The organism is Sphingobacterium tabacisoli (assembly GCF_017908035.1).
GTDB lineage: Bacteria > Bacteroidota > Bacteroidia > Sphingobacteriales > Sphingobacteriaceae > Sphingobacterium > Sphingobacterium tabacisoli.
Genome location: NZ_JAEQMU010000004.1, coordinates 348896 through 370966 on the forward strand (window position 1 = coordinate 348896; position 22071 = coordinate 370966).

General features: G+C 41.1%; 23 protein-coding genes. 14 read left to right on the forward strand and 9 right to left on the reverse strand.

All coding sequences use genetic code 11. The annotated features are described in order from the left end of the window. Nucleotides 1–7: 7 nt before the first annotated feature. Entirely contained in the window at nucleotides 8–2713 is a 2706-nt protein-coding gene (locus JKG64_RS15860) for an outer membrane beta-barrel protein (protein WP_210355278.1), read from the reverse strand. A gap of 185 nt (nucleotides 2714–2898) precedes the next feature. Between JKG64_RS15860 and JKG64_RS15865 the strand changes: the two genes are divergently transcribed. From JKG64_RS15865 to JKG64_RS15930, 14 genes are all read left to right on the forward strand, one after another. Then, on the forward strand, nucleotides 2899–4269 hold the full coding sequence (locus JKG64_RS15865; RefSeq protein WP_210355279.1) for a dipeptidase: 1371 nt from the start codon (nucleotides 2899–2901) through the stop codon (nucleotides 4267–4269). Between the two features lie 51 nt (nucleotides 4270–4320). Then, on the forward strand, nucleotides 4321–5208 hold the full coding sequence (locus tag JKG64_RS15870) for a LysR family transcriptional regulator (RefSeq protein WP_210355280.1): 888 nt from the start codon (nucleotides 4321–4323) through the stop codon (nucleotides 5206–5208). Between the two features lie 100 nt (nucleotides 5209–5308). Further along, nucleotides 5309–6289 (forward strand): c-type cytochrome, encoded by a 981-nt coding sequence (locus JKG64_RS15875; protein WP_210355281.1) that lies wholly within the window; start codon nucleotides 5309–5311, stop codon nucleotides 6287–6289. A 16-nt stretch (nucleotides 6290–6305) separates the two neighbouring features. Further along, nucleotides 6306–6782: a DsrE family protein gene (locus JKG64_RS15880; RefSeq protein WP_210355282.1), complete on the forward strand. Its 477-nt coding sequence runs from the start codon at nucleotides 6306–6308 to the stop codon at nucleotides 6780–6782. An 85-nt stretch (nucleotides 6783–6867) separates the two neighbouring features. After that, nucleotides 6868–7779 (forward strand): molybdate ABC transporter substrate-binding protein, encoded by a 912-nt coding sequence (locus JKG64_RS15885; RefSeq protein WP_210355283.1) that lies wholly within the window; start codon nucleotides 6868–6870, stop codon nucleotides 7777–7779. Nucleotides 7780–7849: 70 nt separating this feature from the next. Beyond that, nucleotides 7850–8686, forward strand: a complete 837-nt coding sequence (locus JKG64_RS15890) for a lysophospholipid acyltransferase family protein (RefSeq protein WP_210355284.1) — start codon at nucleotides 7850–7852, stop codon at nucleotides 8684–8686. 72 nt (nucleotides 8687–8758) lie between these two features. Continuing rightward, on the forward strand, nucleotides 8759–8980 hold the full coding sequence (locus JKG64_RS15895) for a DUF2795 domain-containing protein (protein WP_002996718.1): 222 nt from the start codon (nucleotides 8759–8761) through the stop codon (nucleotides 8978–8980). Between the two features lie 108 nt (nucleotides 8981–9088). Continuing rightward, nucleotides 9089–9544 carry a hypothetical protein gene (locus JKG64_RS15900; RefSeq protein WP_210355285.1) on the forward strand — a complete coding sequence of 152 codons (456 nt, stop codon included), beginning with the start codon at nucleotides 9089–9091 and terminating at the stop codon, nucleotides 9542–9544. A 235-nt stretch (nucleotides 9545–9779) separates the two neighbouring features. Further along, a complete protein-coding gene (gene trpD, locus JKG64_RS15905) occupies nucleotides 9780–10769 on the forward strand; it encodes an anthranilate phosphoribosyltransferase (protein ID WP_210355286.1) in 990 nt (329 codons plus the stop codon). A gap of 89 nt (nucleotides 10770–10858) precedes the next feature. Continuing rightward, nucleotides 10859–11500, forward strand: a complete 642-nt coding sequence (locus tag JKG64_RS15910; protein WP_210355287.1) for a phosphoribosylanthranilate isomerase — start codon at nucleotides 10859–10861, stop codon at nucleotides 11498–11500. After that, nucleotides 11475–12656 (forward strand): tryptophan synthase subunit beta, encoded by a 1182-nt coding sequence (gene trpB, locus JKG64_RS15915; RefSeq protein WP_210355288.1) that lies wholly within the window; start codon nucleotides 11475–11477, stop codon nucleotides 12654–12656. The genes JKG64_RS15910 and trpB overlap by 26 nt, the downstream gene beginning before the upstream one ends. A gap of 93 nt (nucleotides 12657–12749) precedes the next feature. Continuing rightward, entirely contained in the window at nucleotides 12750–13502 is a 753-nt protein-coding gene (gene trpA / locus JKG64_RS15920; RefSeq protein ID WP_210355289.1) for a tryptophan synthase subunit alpha, read from the forward strand. 104 nt (nucleotides 13503–13606) lie between these two features. Further along, a complete protein-coding gene (gene asnS / locus JKG64_RS15925) occupies nucleotides 13607–15052 on the forward strand; it encodes an asparagine--tRNA ligase (protein WP_210355290.1) in 1446 nt (481 codons plus the stop codon). An 82-nt stretch (nucleotides 15053–15134) separates the two neighbouring features. Beyond that, the gene (locus tag JKG64_RS15930; protein ID WP_210355291.1) at nucleotides 15135–15755 is read left to right on the forward strand and encodes an L-threonylcarbamoyladenylate synthase; all 621 of its coding nucleotides are present in this window, start codon (nucleotides 15135–15137) and stop codon (nucleotides 15753–15755) included. A 22-nt stretch (nucleotides 15756–15777) separates the two neighbouring features. On the opposite strand, the gene JKG64_RS15935 is transcribed toward JKG64_RS15930, so the two are convergent. From JKG64_RS15935 to tilS, 8 genes are all read right to left on the reverse strand, one after another. Beyond that, complete coding sequence (locus JKG64_RS15935; RefSeq protein WP_210355292.1) at nucleotides 15778–16218, reverse strand: SRPBCC domain-containing protein; 441 nt, start codon at nucleotides 16216–16218, stop codon at nucleotides 15778–15780. Between the two features lie 74 nt (nucleotides 16219–16292). Further along, the gene (locus tag JKG64_RS15940; RefSeq protein ID WP_210355293.1) at nucleotides 16293–16859 is read right to left on the reverse strand and encodes a Crp/Fnr family transcriptional regulator; all 567 of its coding nucleotides are present in this window, start codon (nucleotides 16857–16859) and stop codon (nucleotides 16293–16295) included. A 2-nt stretch (nucleotides 16860–16861) separates the two neighbouring features. Then, entirely contained in the window at nucleotides 16862–17773 is a 912-nt protein-coding gene (locus JKG64_RS15945) for an EamA family transporter (protein ID WP_210355294.1), read from the reverse strand. 292 nt (nucleotides 17774–18065) lie between these two features. After that, nucleotides 18066–18380: a DUF721 domain-containing protein gene (locus JKG64_RS15950; RefSeq protein WP_210355295.1), complete on the reverse strand. Its 315-nt coding sequence runs from the start codon at nucleotides 18378–18380 to the stop codon at nucleotides 18066–18068. After that, nucleotides 18373–19476, reverse strand: coding sequence for a DNA replication/repair protein RecF (gene recF, locus JKG64_RS15955; protein WP_210355296.1), 1104 nt, complete (start codon nucleotides 19474–19476; stop codon nucleotides 18373–18375). The genes JKG64_RS15950 and recF overlap by 8 nt, the downstream gene beginning before the upstream one ends. After that, on the reverse strand, nucleotides 19477–19809 hold the full coding sequence (locus tag JKG64_RS15960; protein ID WP_210355297.1) for a DUF4834 family protein: 333 nt from the start codon (nucleotides 19807–19809) through the stop codon (nucleotides 19477–19479). Between the two features lie 188 nt (nucleotides 19810–19997). Next, complete coding sequence (locus JKG64_RS15965; RefSeq protein ID WP_210355298.1) at nucleotides 19998–20483, reverse strand: hypothetical protein; 486 nt, start codon at nucleotides 20481–20483, stop codon at nucleotides 19998–20000. Nucleotides 20484–20581: 98 nt separating this feature from the next. Next, nucleotides 20582–21904 carry a tRNA lysidine(34) synthetase TilS gene (gene tilS, locus JKG64_RS15970; RefSeq protein WP_210355299.1) on the reverse strand — a complete coding sequence of 441 codons (1323 nt, stop codon included), beginning with the start codon at nucleotides 21902–21904 and terminating at the stop codon, nucleotides 20582–20584. Nucleotides 21905–22071 lie beyond the last annotated feature (167 nt).

Consider the following 22071-nt stretch of genomic DNA (forward strand, 5'->3'; position numbering starts at 1 on the left):
CTAATCATTATTTCACAAACATTTTATTAAAATCCCACGACAACTTCAACATGTAGTACCGTCTTATTGTATCAAAGCGTCTTTGTGTAAACACGGAATTTGATTGGGTTCTAGAGTAACCTAAGTTCTGATTAAACACGTCATTGATTGTAAAATCCAACATAAGCGATTCATTCTTAAAGAACTTCTTACTGACTCCTGGGTGCACCAAAAACCTTTCCAACTTCTGGTCAAATGCGTCCGTAGGTGCCTCGTACGAATAGTCATAATTAGTATATATTTTGAATGAGCTTGACAAGAAATACTCAATACCTCCAGATATGGCAAATACAAAACCGCTATTATCCCGTTCAGGACTCAAGTTGGATGTCATCTGTCTATACTGAGGACTTAGTTTCGTCACGAAATTCAAGCCTGTCTTTGTCTCCCTTTTTATCTCATAGCTTAGCGTATAGTTCTGCGATTTCACCAGATTCGCTTCACTATTAAAGAAGTTATTATTTCTATTGACTCCCAAAACCAAGCTAACTGAATTCTCCAACATCAATGCCTTGTTCAATCTAAAGTGATAGCCACCATACATCGACGCAGAAAAATCCTGCTTACCATTCATATTATCCCAACGATAATAATTGACACCATTATTGGTCGTGATATTCTGTGTGATTGGATCTTTCGTCAACGTAACAGTACCGCCCAAATACCTGAATTGATTTGACAATAGATTAAAACTATGATAAAACCCTTCAAATGTATTCGTAAAAGCCGGATTCAAGTCCTCGTTACCATTATAGATGTTCAATTGGTCCGAGTTATTCATAATCGGCTGTATCTGATTGAGAGATGGCAGTTGGTTTTGTCCTGAATACGACAATCGCAACGCTTTAGCCACAGAGAACTTATAGGTCGTTGTCAATCTAGGGTTATAGGTAAAGAAATTCCTATTCAGCGACCTATTGTCATAATTATTGATTTGTTTCAATCGGTCGTCATTAAACGTATTTGTTAGATTAGCCTCCCACTTCTCTCCCTGGTAAGCCACAGAGACATCGTAATTATTACTCAATCTATTAAAGTCATAACTACTACTATACTTCGGATCCAGAACATCATATTTCCCACTAGTCCCCTTGTTAAGAGACTCCAATAGCGAAGCATTCTTCACGCTGACGATACCATAAGCCACCGATAGGTTCAATTCCGATGTAAGAGGCTCTGTATAGGTAACCCTCCCCTCTACTTTATTTAAATCCTGTTTCGTGTTTTTGAATTGGTCTGTAGTCGGCAGTTTCCCTCCAGGCTCCTTACTCAATTCTGAAAATAAGGTACCTGTTCCAACAGTTTCACTCTTACTACCTACTGCATTCAAAGAGAACACCCGTCCTTTTTTCAGGAACTTCTTAGTGTATAAGACATCGAAGTCATAACTGTTGACTTTATTGTCTATATCTTCTTCACTATAGTTCTTCGTAACAGTGTCCGCATAGTTTTTAGAATTCGTGATTGTATTACTCCACAACTTCTTCCGGCTAGCCGATCCCGTAATTAATATCTCGTTCAGTGAATCGATCTTTGTTTCCAAACGCAGGTTGATACGATGTTGATCATTATCCGTGTCGACTTTCTTCGTAGTCTCACTATTGATGATACCGGACATTATCGTATTTTCCTCTCCATCGACGGCAATCTTTCCATACTTATAGTTTAGATTCAGACGGTATCTATCGCCCTTCCATCTATCCGTAAAGTTCACTCCTGTATTTATCACACGTGGTATCCCAGTCACTCCCTCTCCAGAAAATGGATCATTCACTTTCATCACTCCGCCTTCAAAAGAAGCATCGACCTCTACCCCAAACTTCTGTGCATCTTCCCAATTCATCGTGGTAGTCCCATTATTTCCCAGCAAACCATACACCGATATTTTTTGAGGGCCTTTGAATTTATTGAACATCAGTTGCCCCATATAGTACTTATCCGTACCACCACCGGCCAAGGCCTTTCCAAAGAAGCCATTTTTGGCACCGTCTTTCAGTTTTACATTGATAGTCTGCTCGCGCACCCCATCATCTACACCAGTGCGCTCTGTCCGATCAGATTTTTTCTCGTAGACCTGCACTTTGTCCACCATATCCGAACGGAGATTGCGGGTTACCAGTGTTGGATCATTACCAAAAAACTCCTCTCCATCCACGAGAACCTTTTTGACCGTCTTACCCTGGGCTGTAATCTTGCCCGAAGCGTCTACTGTAATACCAGGCAGTGCCTTAAAAAGGTCTTCTACTTTCGCATTTGCCTCCATCTTGAACTGGGATGCATCGTATTCTGTCGTATCCCCTTTGATCGTTATAGCGGCTCTTCGCTTTACTACAACCTCTTCAATCAGGTGAGCAACACTTGTCAACCCCAACTCACCGAGGTTCGAACTTGCGGTCCCACCCGTTACCGTCTCATAGAAATCGGCATACTTTGGATAGGAAACAATAACTAGGTACGAACCACTTGCGGGTCTTTTCAGTTGGAACTTACCCCCAACATCCGCCCGTCCATAGTCGACCAATGTGGAATCTTGCGTTTTCAGCAACATAATAGTTGCATTCTCTAGGCTTTTCTTATCTGTCGCATCGACGACCTTACCTGTAACTACATTTTGGGAATATCCTTTAAAATACAACCCGGACATGAACATAAAACAAAGAAGTATACTTCTCATAAAAGGATCTAATAAAACTAACTGTCAACTATTTTTCAGTATTAGTTGCACAAAAATGGAAAATGTTACACTTTTTCACTAAAAAGGTAGAAAAAGTCACCTTTTTATTACCGTTTAAAGAGCCTTCCAAAAAAGCAGGAATACCGTTTCAAAATACTTACCTTTGTAGTAAATCATTTTTTGACATGCAAAACATCAAAGATTATGTAGAAGCTAATAAAGAACGCTTCTTAAACGAACTATTTGAATTATTGCGCTTCCCTTCCGTAAGTGCTGACCCTCAATACAAAGAGGGTGTATTGAATACCGCAGAATTCGTGGCTAAAAAACTTCAGGATGCTGGCGCTGAAAATGTAGAAATATGCCCTACAGCTGGATATCCCATTGTATATGGTGAAAAAATATTTGACCCATCTTTACCAACAGTGTTAGTATATGGTCACTATGACGTACAACCTGCGGATCCTTTAGAGCTTTGGGATACTCCTCCATTCGAACCTACAGTCCGTGATGGAAAAATCTATGCTCGTGGTGCGGCAGATGACAAAGGTCAGTTCTACATGCACGTAAAAGCATTCGAATACATGGTTACAAATAACCAATTGGCATGTAACATCAAGTTTATGATTGAGGGTGAAGAAGAAGTAGGTTCTGAGAATCTAGGCATCTTCGTTGCAGCTAACAAAGAGCGTTTAAAAGCAGACGTTATTGTTATCTCTGACACCTCTATGATTAGCCTAGAAAACCCATCGATAGAGACAGGATTACGTGGTCTTTCTTACGTTGAGGTTGAAGTAACTGGACCAAACCGTGACTTACACTCCGGGGTATACGGTGGAGCAGTAGCAAACCCTGCAACTATTTTATCCAAAATGATTGCTTCTCTACATGATGAGAACAACCATATCACTATTCCTGGTTTTTACGATGATGTCTTAGAATTGACAGCAGAAGAGCGTAAAGCATTGAACGAAGCACCGTTTGACGTTGAGGAATACAAAACAGACCTAGGCGTGAGCGAATTGTGGGGAGAGAATGGCTATACTGCTATCGAGCATACAGGTATCCGTCCTACACTTGAAGTAAACGGTATCTGGGGTGGTTATATTGGCGAAGGAGCAAAAACAGTATTACCTTCTAAAGCCTATGCTAAAATCTCGATGCGTTTGGTTCCTAACCAAAACTCAGATAGAGTTACAAAGCTATTCAAAGACCACTTTGAAGCTATCGCTCCAAAATCTGTAAAAGTTGAGGTAAAACCACACCACGGTGGCGAGCCTGTAGTAACTCCAACAGATAGCATCGCTTATAAAGCTGCTGAAAAAGCGTTAGAAGTAACATTCAACAAAAAACCTATTCCTACGCGCGGTGGTGGTTCGATTCCAATCGTTGCTCTTTTCGAAAAAGAATTAGGTATCAAAACGGTATTGTTAGGATTCGGATTAGACAGTGACAACTTACACTCTCCAAACGAAAAATACGGTATCGAAAACTACTTAAAAGGTATCGAAACAATTCCTTTGTTTCACAAATATTACGCTGAATTAAGCAAGTAATTCGGTATAAAAAAATAAAAGGGTTATTTTTAAAAAAATAACCCTTTTTCTATGGATTTTGATTTTCGACTTAAGGTCTTTCATACTGCGGCTCAGCAACTCAATTTTACCAAAACAGCAGCAGTGCTCTACATATCTCAACCCGCAGTCAGCAAAAACATTATCGAACTAGAAAAGAAACTCGGTGTTTCCCTTTTTGAGCGCAAGGGCAACAACCTAATCTTGACGAAAGCAGGAGAAATCTTATTTCGTTATGCTGCACAGATCATACAACTGTACAACAAAGCAGATCAAGAAATATTCGATCTACAGTCCAACATGAAGGGACACCTGATACTGGGGGCTAGTACCACCATATCCCAGTACATCATTCCCTCACTATTAGCCAAATTCCTAAACGAACACCCCAATAGCCATATTGAAGTCTCTCAATACAATAGTCGCGCTATTGAAGAACTACTCATTGAAAACAAAATCGATCTTGGCATCACCGAAGGGGCTACAGACAATCGGGCACTGAAATATATCCCTTTCATGAAAGATGAACTCGTATTAGTAACCAATAGTCAAAACGCACTACTGAAACAGCTCAAAAAACCGGATGTCCTAGACCTCTACAGACTCCCATTGGTGGTGCGCGAATTAGGCTCCGGCACACGTTCCGTTATCGAAAATAAAGTGAGATGCCTCGGTATTGATTTTTCCAAACTCCATATCGAAATGGTATTGGCTTCGACGGAGAGTATAAAGCGTTATATTCAAGAACGCGATTGCTTCGCTTTCCTCTCCATTCATTCTATCCAAAAAGAAATCTTAGAAAACAGATTGACTATACTGGATATACCTGACTTACAGATCGAACGTTATTTCCATTTCACCCATGTATACGGAGGTCTTACGGGTATACCTAATCAATTTTTACAATTCTGTATGAGGTAATTAACTTTTGCAAATAACTTTTGGTTATGCCTTATAATATTTCCTTTCTTTTTGAATAATTCAAAAGCAAGTTTATTTGTACAAACAATTATTCTAAAAAATGGAGTATAAAAAACTAACCAATTATGTAAAAGCACTCGGCGGGATAGCCTTACTCTCTTTAGTACTATGCGTATTTCTTTTCCTATTTGCTTACCAACAGGGTACCTCAGCCAATACAGTCTCCGCTGCAGAAGCACAAAATGACAGCATCATCAATCATGTAGCAGACTATATCCCTGTTACTTTTAAAGACGATAACGAAGGTCAGCTGGCTAGCTATGGCGAGAAATTAATAAAAAACACATACGATTACTTCTACGAAGACGGCAAAAAAATCGGCAACAATCTAGCCTGTAGCAATTGTCACCTCAATGGAGGCACAAAAGCCTTTGCCGCTCCATACGTAGGCCTACATCAAGTTTTTCCGATGTATATCGGACGCGAAGACAAAATAGAGTCATTAGAAGAACGTATCAACGGTTGCTTCGAACGCAGTATGAATGGCCGGGCAATTGCCGAAAATGGCAAAGAGATGCGTGCTATCATCACCTATATCAAACAGGTCAGCGCCCGAACCCGCAATGACAAACGCTTAGAAGGCCAAGGTTTTGTCAAGTTAGAACTTCCAGACCGCGCCGCAGATCTCAAGCAAGGTCAGTTAATCTATACCAATAAATGCCTGAGCTGCCACGGTGAGCACGGACAAGGGCAGAAAAATCCAAATGCCGGAGGTTATCTATACCCACCGTTATGGGGCCCAGACAGCTACAACGATGGTGCAGGCATGGCACGTATGCTTACTGCAGCTCGCTTTATAAAGGGCAATATGCCACTAGGTGCAACCTACGAAGAGCCACTACTGAGCGACGCTGAAGCCTATGATGTAGCAGCTTATATCAATTCCTTCGATAGACCCAAGAAAGCAGACAAAGACAAGGATTATCCTAATCTCGCAAAAAAACCAAAAGACTGTGCTTACCCTCCTTATTCGGATCATATCAGTGCAGAACAACATAAATACGGACCATTTAATTTTTAAAAACAATAACATCCATATGAACAACAGCATCATTACAGCCTGCTTAATCCTATTTACGATAGCTTTTCAGGGACAGACTTACGCTCAAGAGAATGCACTTATCACAAAAAACAAAACATTCCAGGGCGCAGTAGCTAAAAAGAAAAGTTATAAAGCAATCTATCAGCTAGATAGCGACGATCCCAAGACAATTGCCAAAGCTTTCCGGAATATCAACAACGCCCTGAAAGATCCCCGTTTGCAAGGAAAACTAGAAATCGAACTGATTGCTTTCTCCGGCGGAACAGAGGCTTTCAAAAAATCGAATAGCCAGTATGAGGCTCCATTAAGGGACCTTATCGAAAAAGGTGTCCATGTCGTACAGTGCCTCAATACACTGGAGGAAAGAAAGATCGCTAAAAGCGAACTCTATGATTTTCTTGCTTATGTCCCTAGTGGCAATGGCGAGCTCATCTTACGAGCCAGTGAAGGTTGGATTATTGTAAAACCATAAAACATCAATACTATGAAATACTCGTTAGCGAATTACAAACACGAGTCCGCCAGCTGGCGGAGGACAGATAAAAAATTATACACATATGAATTGTAAGAACCTACTGATCTATCTTTTCTTGGCCATGGCTACCGTAGCGAAGGCACAAGACCACCGATTTGATCCACCTTGGAATACACCTCCTGAATCGGCCGTACATTTCACCGTACCTGGCATCAACAATGTACCCGACCTTTATGGTGACATTGTAAATCCACAGCTTACCATATTCTTTGCGGGCAATCAATTTATGGTTGTAGATGACCTTTTGGCCGCATTTAAAAAAGAATATCCACAGTACCAACGCATATTTGTCGAGACATTACCTCCCGGGATATTGGCCAAACAGATAAAAGGAGGATCATTGACACTTGGCAATCTTCGTATTGACCATCAGCCCGACGTCTACACCGCCGGCAAGCGCACTATTGAAGAGATGAAGGACTATTTCAGCCATACCCAGATTTATTGCTACAACAACATCTGCCTTATGGTACCCAAAGACAATCCTGCAAAAATCACATCACTCAATGACCTTAGTCAGGACCATGTACGCATCGCTATGCCCAACCCACTTTGGGAAGGTATAGGCGAACAAATACAGGCTTCCTATAAGAAAGCCGGAGGTGATGCCCTACTGGACAAAATAATGAAAGATAAAGTAGCAACAGGCCTCACCTATCTCACCAAGATACACCACCGCGAGAGCCCTATGCGCATCCTATATGGCGATGCAGATGTTGCCCCTGTATGGACTTCAGAAGTGGTCTATCAAAAACTAAAAGGACACCCTGTAGATGGTATAGAAATACCTGATAATCTCAATACCACTGCTACCTATATGGCGGCAAAGCTAAAGAAAGCCCCTCATCCAAAGGCTGCTGACGACTTTCTACGATTTATGGAAACCGAAACTGCCCAGAAAATCTACATGAAATATGGATTCAGCATAAAATAGAACTTTCTAAAAAAGGATACCGAGGTATCCTTTTTTCTTTTTAAATTCGATTTTCATTAATGTAAATCGTATGGTGCAACTCCTTAGAAAGATACACAGACTATGGTATTTCCTTTGTCTATTAACCTTTTTCATTCTATTATTCCCGTTCTTATATCTATTGACCCGCCGTCCTGAAAAAAACTATGCAGCTATTGCCCGAGTAAGGCGCGCCATAGCGCTATTAGCTTCCACTTTTTCAGGTATCTTTTTTAAGGTAGAATTTGAATCCGAAATCGACTGGTCTGTCCCTTATATTATCTGCCCCAACCATACCTCGATTTTAGATATTACCGCGATCATCTTTATGTGCCCACAGCCGTTTTCCTTTATGGGCAAGGTAGAGTTATTACGCAACCCTGTAACACGGATTTTCTTCAAAACCATAGATATTACCGTGGACCGAAAGAGCAAAATATCCGCATTCAGAGCGTTCAAAAAAGCTGACAGTTTAGTAAAAGAGGGAAAATCCGTCGTAATCTTTCCAGAAGGGAAAATCGATGACGAATACCCACCTCGGCTTCATGAGTTTAAATCAGGCTCATTTAAGCTTGCTATAGACAACCAGATCCAGATACTTCCTGTTGTCATACAGAATGCATGGCAGATCTTATTTGACAGCGGTGATACATTTGGTTCTAGACCTGGTATCATTCGAATCCTTGTTCTCTCTCCTATCCTCCCACAGATGAACCCCAACCAGCTATCAGAAGACATACAGCCCGACGACATACAGAAACTCGTCTACAACCGCATGAAATCTCATTGGGACAACGTCAACGATAGTCGGCAAAATGTCAAAAAAACAGAAACACAAAAAACAGATATAACTATCAATCAGCAAAATAACAAACACAAAAGCATTTAATATACAATTAACTTGCTTTTTTAAAATATAATACTATTTTTGCGGAAAAAGTAGAACTTAAATTGTAATACTATGTATTGGACTCTAGAATTAGCATCACACTTAGAAGATGCGCCATGGCCTGCAACTAAAGATGAATTAATTGATTACGCAATTCGTTCTGGTGCTCCAGTAGAAGTAATCGAGAATCTTCAAGCTTTGGAAGATGATGGCGAACCTTATGAAAACATTGAAGAGATTTGGCCGGATTATCCTACAAAAGATGATTTCTTTTTCAATGAAGACGAGTATTAATCCATTATAAAAATCGCACTTTTCTAAGTGCGATTTTTATTTTATCCTCCTATTCATCTTCTTAGCAACCTTTTCTATAAGTTGATGGTCATTAAAAATTAAATACAGATGAAAGTATTAATTAGTTTCTTATTGCTTATTCTATCCACTAGCTTACGCGCTCAGGAGTCCATCCCTAAAGATTATAATAAGGATATTAGGTACATTCAATCTTTTATACGGGATCTCGCCAATGAGAACAAGGCTGTAGACATTATACTGAGCCAATACCTGATTGTCGAAAATCCATCAGACGAAATCTACGATTACCTGGAAGTTTCGCTAGAGGAGGTGCGAATCAACCTCATGACAAAGAACTTAGAAGAAATCGACTATATACCGTATAGCAAAATGCCTAAAAAAGAAATTCGGGATATTGACCCCGAAGGGTTAGATACCGACAATATGTATTTTCTGCACTACCGCAAACGGCAAATGCTGGCGGTGTATCTGGAGAATGGCAAAATCGGCTCTTTTACATTAGTCTCTAAGGGCAACAACCTTGCACATTTTGTACTTTATTAAAATTTCAAAAAAAACTTGACATTTTTAAAAACTTATTTGATATTTGTACGTAACGACTAAGAAATGAACATTTTTGTAATCAATAACGCATGGTGGTGGCACGACAGTTAATGTTGTGGCAGACGTCTATTGCTTAAATTTGATACAATCAAAGAATAGTGAGGCTTGCCATATCGGCGAGCCTTTTTTTTGTGCTTTTTTTTCAACTACAATTTTTGACTTTTTACCTTAACAAATGAAAGAGATATTAACTCACCTATTCGAATACAAATCATTCAGCCGGCAAGAGGCTTATGATATCCTGACCCACATTGCTACAGGAAAGTACGACAGTCATCAGATTGCGGCTTTTATGACCACCTACGGCATGCGTAGTATTCGTGTCGAGGAACTGATGGGCTTTCGTGATGCCATGTATGACCTCTGTCTGAAAGTAGACTTCCAGGGCTACGACCTTATTGATATGTGTGGTACAGGCGGGGATGGTAAGAATACCTTTAATATTTCGACATTAGCGTCTTTCATCGTTGCAGGAGCAGGATATCATGTCGCCAAGCACGGGAATGTCGGCGTTTCCTCGGGCTGTGGCTCTTCCAATATCATGGAGCACCTAGGATATCAGTTTACCAATGACAAAGACAGCCTACAGCGTCAATTGGACGAAGCAAACATCTGTTTTCTCCACGCCCCTTTATTCCATCCGGCGATGAAAACAGTTGCCCCAATCCGCAAAGCATTAGGGGTCAAAACATTCTTCAACATGCTAGGGCCACTGACCAATCCAGCAAATCCAAAGTATCAATCTGTAGGTGTATTTAGTCTAGAGCTAGCCCGTCTATATACCTATCTCAGTCAAAATACAGACAAACAATACAGCATTATCCACGCACTGGATGGCTACGATGAGATATCTTTAACAGGTGATTTCAAACTGATAAACAATACCGGCGAGCATTACTACACCGTCGAAGAACTAGGTTTTGAACCTGTGACAGCAGAAGAATTGGCAGGAGGAGACACCGTAGAAGAAGCGTCAACTATTTTCAAAAACATCATCCAAGGTGAAGGTAACCGTACTCAAAACAATGTCGTGCTGACTAATGCGGCTTTTGCCATAAAGACATTCCATCCTGAAAAAAGCTTCGGCGACTGTTATTACGAAGCTGAAGAGTCATTAATGGGATTAAAAGCATTGAATAGTCTGAAGAAGTTAGTAGGAAATTAAGTGAATGTGTTAACAAGTGAACGAGTTAACAAGTTAACAAGACACTAGATAACTGGATAACTAGATCACATGATAACAAAAGAACAAACATGAACAACATTAAAATAAAGGTTTGTGGCATGCGGGATGCAGAAAATATAAAGCAGCTTATCGAGTTACCGATTGCTTATATTGGCTTTATCTTTTATTCCAAATCCCCACGTTTTGTACAAGAAGGCATCCCTCCCATTGTCCCAGACGGCATTGAAAAAGTCGGAGTATTTGTCAATGAGACATTCACAGGTATAATGGACAAAGTCAAATCTTACCAGCTCCAGGCCATACAGTTGCACGGTAGCGAACCTGCAACACTGTGCGCTACGTTAAAAGCAGAAGGGCTCACCATAATCAAAGCCTTTGGAATCGATGAAACGTTTGACTGGACCTCTTTAGAGAGCTACCTCGATGATGTAGATTTCTTTCTGTTCGACACCAAAAGTACACAACATGGTGGTACAGGCCAATCATTCTCTTGGTCAGAATTAGCACATTATCCCTATGCCACACCTTATTTCCTAAGTGGTGGCTTAGGCCTAGACAATATAAAAGACGCATTTAACATAAATGACAGCCGGCTTTACGCTTTAGATTTAAATTCAAGATTTGAAGAGCAACCTGCTGTAAAGAATATACACGCATTAACACAAGCATTATCAATCATACAACATGAGCAAGTATCAGGTAGACAATAGAGGATATTACGGACCATTTGGTGGCGCTTATATTCCGGAGATGCTGTTTCCTAACGTTGAGCAATTAGAACAGCAATATTTAGAAATCATGAATGACCCTTCGTTCCGCGCTGAATTTGACCAGCTACTCAAGGATTACGTAGGCCGTCCTTCACCGTTATACCATGCCAAGCGACTATCCGAGCGTTATGGAGCTACCATATTTTTGAAAAGAGAAGATCTGAACCATACCGGTGCACATAAAATCAATAACACCATAGGTCAGATATTATTGGCCGAGCGCTTGGGCAAGAAAAGAATTATTGCAGAGACTGGGGCTGGGCAGCATGGAGTTGCTACAGCTACCGTATGTGCCTTAAAAGGCCTAGAGTGTGTGGTATACATGGGCGAGATAGATATCGAGCGTCAAGCCCCCAATGTGGCCCGTATGAAGATGATGGGAGCTACTGTCGTACCTGCGACATCTGGCAGCAAAACACTTAAAGATGCGACCAATGAAGCATTGCGCGATTGGATAAACAACCCATTGGACACCCATTACATCATCGGGTCGGTAGTAGGGCCACATCCCTACCCCGACATGGTTGCACGCTTCCAGTCTATCATATCCGCTGAGACCAAAATACAATTGTTAGAAAAAACAGGAAAAGAGACACCCGATATTGCGATGGCCTGTGTAGGTGGAGGCTCCAACGCGGCCGGTATGTTCTACAATTTCGTAGATGATGACGTACGCCTTATCGCTGTAGAAGCGGCTGGACATGGTGTTGACTCCGGCGAGACAGCAGCCACAACAGTATTAGGCAAGGAAGGCGTACTGCACGGCAGCCGTTCTATCTTGATGCAGACCGAAGATGGACAGGTTATCGAGCCTTATTCCATCTCCGCAGGGTTAGATTACCCAGGTATAGGTCCCCAGCATGCTTGGTTATTCCAATCTGGCCGTGGCGAGTACGTATCAGCGACCGACGACGAAGCTATGCAGGCCGGCTTACGCCTGACACAGCTCGAAGGGATCATACCTGCCATCGAAAGTTCACATGCATTGGCACACCTCGAAAAGATGACATTCAAAGGGGACGAAGTCGTTGTAGTCTGTCTATCTGGTCGTGGCGACAAAGACCTGGACAACTATATGAAGTATTTTAATCTATAGTATTAGTTATCCAGTGAACAAGTTATCGAGTTAACAAGTTCCGAACACTCCTCGATAACAAGATCACTTGATAACCTGTTAACAAAACATAACATGCAACTCAACAAACACGCAAACGGACTATTGTCCATATATTTTACAGCGGGCTATCCGACTTTGGACAGTACGGTTACCATTGCCAAGGCATTGGAAGAAGCTGGCGCTGATTTCTTAGAAATTGGCTTTCCCTATTCAGATCCTGTTGCTGATGGACCTACCATACAGCGTAGTTCTGAAGAGGCACTCAAAAATGGAATGACCCTTCACGTTCTATTCGAACAGCTCAAAGACCTCCGCAAACACGTCTCTATTCCCGTATTTCTAATGGGCTATGTCAATCCGGTAATTCGTTTTGGGGTAGAGAATTTCTGTAAAGCCTGCAAAGAAGTGGGTGTCAATGGAACCATTATTCCAGACTTACCGATGTATGAGTACGAAGAACTCTATCAACATATTTTCGAGGAAAACGGTATCAGCAATATTTTCCTGGTAACCCCACAGACCTCAGAAGAACGGATACGCAAGATCGACAAGCTATCGAGTAGCTTTATCTATCTGCTCTCTTCTAATGCCACTACCGGTAAAAATCTGGAAGTAAAAGACCAAGCTGAGGCCTACTTCAAACGAATCAAGGATATGGATCTTGACAATCCCTTTATCATTGGATTTGGCATCTCCAATCAAGAGACATTTCGTAAAGCGACCACCTATGCCAATGGCGCTATAGTAGGCACTGCATTTGTCAAACTATTGGATGAGGCAGATTATTTGGCAAAAATCCCGCAGTTCATACAGAATCTGCGTTAAATAAGTATCAAAATGAATAACATTTTGTGCTTTTGTTGACGATTAGCAAATAATATAGCGTATTTTTGTAGTATTAGAAAAAGAAAAAATTCCCTTAACTAAAAATGGAACATACACGAATTAAAGAATTATTACAATCGGAAGATTTTGGAAAAGAAGTTATCGTAAAAGGCTGGGTTAGAACATTTCGTAATAACCAATTTATAGCTATCAATGACGGTTCTTCCATCAATAATATCCAAGCCGTAGTTGATTTTGAAAACACGCCTGATGCGATTCTAAAAAGAATCACTACGGGTGCTGCCGTTCGTGTAAAAGGTAATTTAATCGAGTCGCAAGGAAAAGGTCAACGTGTAGAGGTAAAAGCAACAGAGGTTTCTATTATCGGTGACTCCGATCCAGAAAAGTATCCTTTACAGCCCAAAAAACACAGTTTGGAATTTCTTCGTGAAATTGCACACTTGCGGGTACGTACGGGTACATTCAATGCGATATTCAAGGTACGCAATGCCTTATCATTCGCTATTCACAAGTTCTTTCAAGAACGCGACTTCCTCTATTTCCACTCGCCTATCATCACAGGTTCTGATGCCGAGGGCGCTGGAGAGATGTTTAGAGTTACTACGCTAGACCCTATCAATCCACCTTTGACTGAAGATGGAAAAGTAGATTTCAAGGAAGACTTTTTTGGTAAAGCGACAAATTTAACCGTTTCCGGACAGCTAGAAGGCGAACTTGCGGCTTTAGCTTTTAGCAACATCTATACTTTTGGACCTACTTTCCGTGCCGAAAACTCCAACACGACCCGTCACTTGGCCGAGTTCTGGATGATTGAGCCGGAGATGGCATTCTATGAATTGGAGGACAACATGGATTTGGCCGAAGACCTACTGAAATATGTCATCAAGTATGCGCTAGAGCAATGCCCTGAAGAAATTGAATTCTTGAAAAACAGATTGTTGGAAGAAGAGAAATCGAAACCACAAGCTGAGCGTTCAGAACTTAATCTTGTTGAAAAATTGAACTTTGTATTGGAAAACAACTTCGAACGTTTGACCTATACAGAGGCTATCGATATTTTGTTGCGTAGCAAGCCCAACCAGAAAAAACAATTCAAATACCTTATCGAAGGTTGGGGAGCTGACTTACAGTCAGAGCACGAGCGCTATTTAGTCGAAAAACACTTCAAGAAGCCTGTCATCCTTACAGACTACCCACGTGAGATTAAATCGTTCTATATGAAACAAAACCAGCCCGATGCGGAAGGTCGCCATACAGTACGTGCTATGGACATCCTTTTCCCAGGTATTGGCGAAATGGTTGGAGGCTCACAACGTGAAGAAGACTTACAGAAACTTTTGACGCGCATGGCCGAGGTAGGTATTGAAGCTTCAGAAATGGAGTGGTTCTTAGACACACGCCGCTTTGGTAGTGTCCCTCACTCCGGATTTGGTGTAGGCTTCGAGCGTTTGGTATTATTTACTACAGGCATGACCAATATCAGAGATGTCATTCCTTTCCCAAGGACGCCAAACAACGCAGAGTTTTAATATAAAGAACAACAGCCAAAACAAAACATTTTGGCTGTTGTTCTTTTAAGAGGAAGTAAGACCATACCAAATAACAATCGACATGCTACTAAAAATATATAACGACAAGCCAAACGAAAAATACATTGACCAAGCGGTAGAGATATTACGCAAGGGTGGAGTTATCATCTATCCCACCGACACCGTATATGGTATCGGTTGTGACATCACCAATCAGAAAGCAATAGAACGGGTATGTCAGATACGGGGACTGAAAACAGATAAAGCAAACCTCTCTTTTATCTGTTACGACCTTACTGATATCTCACAATACACCAAACCCTTCGACACAACTGTTTTCCGTGTTTTGAAGAAAGCACTACCTGGTCCGTTTACCTTTATCTTTAATGCCAGCGGGCAGGTTCCTAAGCTATTAAGCTCGAAAAAGAAAACAGTAGGTATCCGTGTTCCGGACAATAATATTGTACGTGAAATTGTCAAACAATTGGGCAATCCCATCGTGACAGCGTCCATTCACGACGAAGATGATATTATCGAGTACTCTACTGACCCCGAGTTAATCTACGAAAAGTACCAAGAACTCGTCGACCTCGTCATCGATGGTGGATATGGAGACAATGTCGCTTCTACTGTAGTCGATGTCACCGAGGGTGAATTTGAAGTCGTCCGTGAAGGAAAAGGAGACCTGGAGCAATACCTATAATCCAGGTCTTGGCTCCGGCCCATTAGTGCCTTCCTTCCACCTCGGCTTTCAGTGCAGCATTAAAAAGCACAAAGCCATTTTTTGTATCTACATCAATCATCTTCTTCAAAAAAGGAATCAATATCCCGGAAAACAATTCCCCCTGGATAAGCCGGGTCTGCCCATTAGCTACAGGCTCTACTATAAAATAATGCTCCCCATCAAAGATTCCATCTATCCAGAGCCTTCCCTTCCAGCGGATTTCCCTGTTTGTCTCCAGTTTTAGGAAAACAGGATTCATCGTTATCCGCATACCACCGGGCTGCTGTAACAACACTTTAGTACGTTGTCCAACCTTAGGTATACCGTCAAAATTCTGTATAGTAGGACTCCAGACAGGGTAGCTTGTAAAATCGATCAGCACCGACCAGACCGCCGCGATGGGCGCATCAATGAGAATTGTTGTTTCTATCTTCCGTTTCATAACACAAAGTTATCTCCGTTCAGAAACAACGCCCTTGACATTTATCAAGAAGATAAATTTCCGTTGTAGGTTCCTCAGCCTCCTACCTTACTTCGTATACGGCTAAGGGTTTCTGGTGTCATTCCCAAGACAGAAGCTATAAACTGCAAGGGCACCTGGTTAAAAAAAGCCTTATGCTGTTCAAAATACTGTAGATAGCGTTCTTCTGCCGACAACGATATAAAATCGAATACCCGGCTTTCCAACACCATAAAACATTTCGCTATAAAACGTTTCTCCACTACATTCCATTGCGGGAGCAAGGATTCGAAACGCTGATAGTCACTCCTGTATAATGACAATATCTTTGCATCTGTCAATGCCTGAATCTGCCAACGGCTGGAGTTATCAAACAAAAAAGAAGACAGATCTGTAATAAAGTATCCTTCGCCACCGATCCACTGTGTCACTTCTTTACTTTCAGTCTGGGCAAATACCCTAAATATCCCGGAAGCAATAAAACTCAAGCGGTCGGCTCGTTGTCCACTTGCCAAAAAGAACTCCCCTTTACCAACAGTCTCCTCAACAAAATATTGGCTTATCTCCCTAACCTGAGCAGGGGGAAGGTCAAAAACCTGTTGCAATTGCACCTCAATATCCATCGCTATGCAGTTAAAATTTTATCTCCAACAGCCTTACGCTGAGAGCGGATATAGGCCACATTAAAAATAACAACGGCCAGAAAAATAAGCCCATAGGCTACAATCTGTACTCCGTTTATTGGTTCTTCAAAATAAAAGACCGCTAATAAAAAAGCAATCGTCGGATTGATATACAGCAATATCCCTACCACCGAGGAATCTAGGCCCTTCAGCGCATACATATTTAGAAATAAGGGGATAATCGTAAATAACACTGCAATCAATAGCACATAACCGTAAAAATCGGCTCCATGTACCGTACCACTAGGTAAAATATACAACAGTGGGGTCAGTAAGATTGTACAGATAACAATATGTAAGTTTAGGGTAAAAAACTTGTCCAACCTATTATTCCGTTTTTGGAGTACCAGATAGGTCGCGTATGAAAAAGCAATCACCACGCTGTATATCATATCGATAAAATGTCCATAAGCCAACATCGCACAGGCGAGCACACTCAGCCCCACTGCCAGCCACTGCCCTTGGTTCAGCTTCTCCCGTAAAAACAGACTAGCCAATACCGTAGTTATAATGGGACATATAAGATAAGCCAGAGAGGTCGCATTCACACTGACATTATTCATCACATAGATAAAAAGGAACCAGTTGAGTGCCAACATCAGGGCACTGCACAGCGCATGTAGAAATACAGCCCCCTTTTCTCGAGCTGACATACTACGGATCAGTTGGATATTTTCTTTAGTTGCCTTCGGACGAATGAGAAAACTAGTAACCAGAATCGCGACAGAAGCAAATAAAACCCGATACAAGAGGATATCCAAAGAAGCATATGCACTCAATGGGCGTAACACCAGGCTGAACATTCCCCAGACAATAAAAGAAAATAATGCTGCAGCATAATACTTGGTTTGCATGTTAGGTTGTAATTGAGTTATCGTGTTATCCTGTGATCTTGTTATCGAGTTATCTAGTATCTTGTTAACTCATTCACTTGCGTAGTGAAACGAAGTCTTATAACTTGTTATCCTGTGATCTTGTTATCGAGTTATCTAGTATCTTGTTAACTCATTCACTTGCGTAGTGAAACGAAGTCTTGATAACTTGACAACTTGTTATCCTGTGATCTAGTATATTGTTAACTCATTCACTTGCGTAGTGAAACAAAGTCTTGATAACTTGACAACTTGTTAACTTGATAACTTTATGTCACAGAATAATGAGTTCTTCAACGAGCACCTGCCCAGCATGCTCATTGACACGTCCGATCACCTGCTTACGCATTAAGGTCAACTCGTGTTTCACCACTGCAGATTCCACCTTAACAAAAAGCTTCTTATCCTTCACAAAAATCTTTAGGGTACGTTTTTCGATATAGGGACCTATTATCTCCCCCCAGAAAGAAGCCACCGACGACTCGTCAAATTTACGTCGTAGACGGTATACCTCCAGCCATTTTTCAACAGCCTGCTTCATGCTGATATCATCCCGTGTGGGTATTTCGTCAAATTTTCTCTTATACATGGACCTCGCCTCCTTCAATATCAAAGATACGTATTGGTTGCGCTATTTCATCGAATATTTCCCGAATTCTCTCGGCATCAGTATCCGTTATAAAAATCTGCCCAAACTCGTCGTCCGAAACCATCTTCATCAGCTTCTTTGTCCTTCTATCATCCAGCTTATCAAAAATATCATCCAATAGCAACAAAGGTCTAAACTGCTTTTGCTCCTGTAGAAAAGTATATTGCGCCAATTTGAGGGCTATAAGAAACGATTTTTGTTGGCCTTGAGACCCAAACTTCTTGAGAGGCATCTCTCCATGTATCGTAAACAGGAGATCATCTTTATGTATCCCCTGGGTAGTCCGCTCGAGTACCCTATCCTTATCGAGACAGGTATTCAACAATGTTAGAAAATCATTTTGATGCAATGGAGATTCATAGACCAGGGATACCTCTTCCGCCTGGTCTGTTAGGTAGGTATAATGCCGTTGAAAAGCCAGTGTAAAATCTGTCATAAATTGCTTACGGCGCATATAAATACGCTCACCAACCTCTACCAGCTGCATATTCAACACTTCCAGCAACCCTACATCAAATACACCACGTTCCTTGATACTTTTCAGCAACATATTACGTTGCAATAATATCTTATTATATGCTATCAGTGTATCCAAATAGCGATTATCCGTTTGCGAGATGACATTATCTACAAAACGCCGGCGTTCTTCACTCCCTTCCGTGATTATCTCACTATCATTGGGTGATATCATCACCAATGGGAATTGTCCGATATGATCTGCTAACCTCGGATAATCCTTTTTATTACGTTTAAACTGTTTTTTTTGATTTCGTTTTAGGCTACAGGAAATAGCCTCTGTCCGTTCATCCCGTTCAAATTCCCCCTGCACCATAAACCATTCTTCCCCCTTTTTGATATGCTGCGAGTCAATAGGGTTGAAATAAGATTTGCACAACGAAAGGTAATGTATCGCGTCTAGAAGATTGGTCTTCCCTGCGCCATTATCTCCAGTAAACGCATTTACCTCGGGTAGGAAAGTCAGTGTCGATTCAGCGTAATTCTTAAAATTTAACAGCGAAAGTTGCTTGAGCCACATTTACTTTACTTCTTCAAAATCGATAAACTCACCAGCTGTCGCTGTTCCCTTACGCTTCGATTCTTGCGTAGGTACGTAATCCACCTTTATTTTCCCTTCTTTTGCATGCGTCCCTCTTTGTGATTGTTGCTGTGAAGCATCCCCAAAAGGGTTGCCGTTTCCAAAAGGATTACCTGCACCACCATAATTGTATTGTCCTTGAGACTGCTGTTGCGTTTTCTTTATCATCCGTTCCGTCAACTTGCGCATGGCAAATGGCAATAACAGACGCATTGAAAACTTAAATACATAGTAAAAAGCGATAACAAATAATACAAAATATACTACACCCATTTTTTTCTAATTCTATTTTATCAAACCTACATAAATTTGTCATCACGCACATCTAGTTGCTAGTTGCGCCCATAACGACTATCTTGTAGCTTTACTCAATCAATTTAAAACTTCTAACAACGTAAATATATCAAATTCGATACCAGACAAGGTCAAAGAAGTGTCAGACTGAAAACCTTAACATTTCATTAAGACTCCTTCTTCGCTTTGACTATCGCATTATAAAGTTCTTCTTGTTTATGCGTACCTATAATATACACCAAACCATCTCGGTCTGTAAGCCATACCGAATCTTTACCTCCAGCATAAAAGCGGATTTTTCCATTTTTATGTAAGTTGTAAACAGGATTGTTGAACACAAATTTGCTATAAGGCTTTTTCTCTACCTTCACCAATGCGGCTAGGTCTATTTTAACCAGGCTGGTTGTCCATAGCCCACTTAAAGTGATATTATTTGCGCTAACCGCAGTCTTGTAATGCACCAGATACATCATCACGACCGATACCACGATAATACAGCTACCTACAATAAAAAATAATTGGCTTGACACCAGGTGGTCCATATTTAAGTAATAGACGATAAAGCAAAATAGTGCTAAAACCATCCGCACGCTAATCCATGTCATATCCCTTCCTAGATACTGACGTTCAACAAATAGACTATTTGTATCCATATGTATATTACTTATTTTTATCTGTCAATTAACTATCCCGTCTGCCGGAGACATATCACCTCCACTCCCGCACCACTACAGGACTATTTCCTGTAAGGCTATATATTGCAATCTAATTTAAGGACTTTTTGTGTATTTTCTGTAATCTTATAGCGATCATCTATCTGATAGTTTGTAATCCACAGCACTTCCCCGTTACCATTCAGCCAAATAGGAATTTTCTTTTTATCAAAGAGACTGACTTTCCTTTGGATGAAAAAATCTGATATTTTCTTCTTCCCATTCATCCCCAACGGCTGAAATACATCTCCCTCTTCCCAGGCCCGCACCGTCAATGGAAAAACCAATTTATCGTAGTCCAAAAGCGCTATTGCAGGATTCTTCACAACTGTAAAATCCTCTGGGTAACTCACGGAAAACACATATTTCTGCCACCTTAACACCCTATCTTCCGCTCCTAATGCTACAGACTCACTCCCGCCCTCTATTTTACGCAATCGTAACACAGTCCGGTCCAATAACAACTCATGACTATCTGATCTAAAGACGCGTCCCGATTCTGCCGAAAATGCAGCAACAAGGTCTGTCAAAACGGGCTTTGAAAAACCAAAAGGCTCAAAAAGAAAATACAGCAGACCAATATCCAATCCTGCAATGGCGGTCTTCTGAATCTGCCATTCCTCTTCACCCATCGCTACAAACAGTCTTTTACGCTCTTGTTCCACGAAAACCTGTAGCACACGTTGAGTCTCTTTAAAACGTTCTATATTATCATCCATTACCTGTATAAAATCAGGATTCAGACGTTCAAATTCAGGAATGATATCAAGCCGGATTTTATTCCGCGCATATTTGTTTGAAAAATTGGATTGGTCATCCCTGTAAGGGACCTTCAACTCCTCTACCGCTTGTAGCACCTCGGCACTATTTAAAAACAACAGCGGTCTTATTATACCTTCTCTTTTGGGTAAGATCCCCTGTAAGCCAAGTAGCCCTGTTCCTCGCGACAGATTGAATAATACCGTCTCTACGTGGTCGTTCTTATGCTGCGCGATAGCGCTATATTGATAACCGTACTCAGCCCTTAACTTTTCAAACCAGGCATAGCGCAGGTCCCGAGCGGCCATCTGTATAGAGATTTTATGGCTTTCAGCATAAGCTTCGGTATCAAAATGCTGTACATAGAGTTTTACATCCAGTTGCTTGCAGTATTCCCGCACCAGCTGTTCATCCTTATCAGATTCTGCAGCACGCAACTCAAAGTTACAATGAGCCACCGCTATTTCGACCCCATACCGGGACAGCAAGGTCAATAACAACATCGAATCCCGCCCACCACTGACAGCAACGAGCAACTTATCTTCACGTGTAAATAACTTATGCTCTTCTATATACCGTTCAAAACGCACATCGATATTCATAGCCCAAACCTAAATAAATTCATTTTCATATGCAATGGGGATATTTCACAAAGTAGACTTTATCGTCATTGCGAGAGGTAAGTTTTTTAACAAAAATAACGGAGTTTTAATGACAGTATACGTCACCTCGACCTTGTGGAGAGGTCTATGGACTATATAGGAGTCAT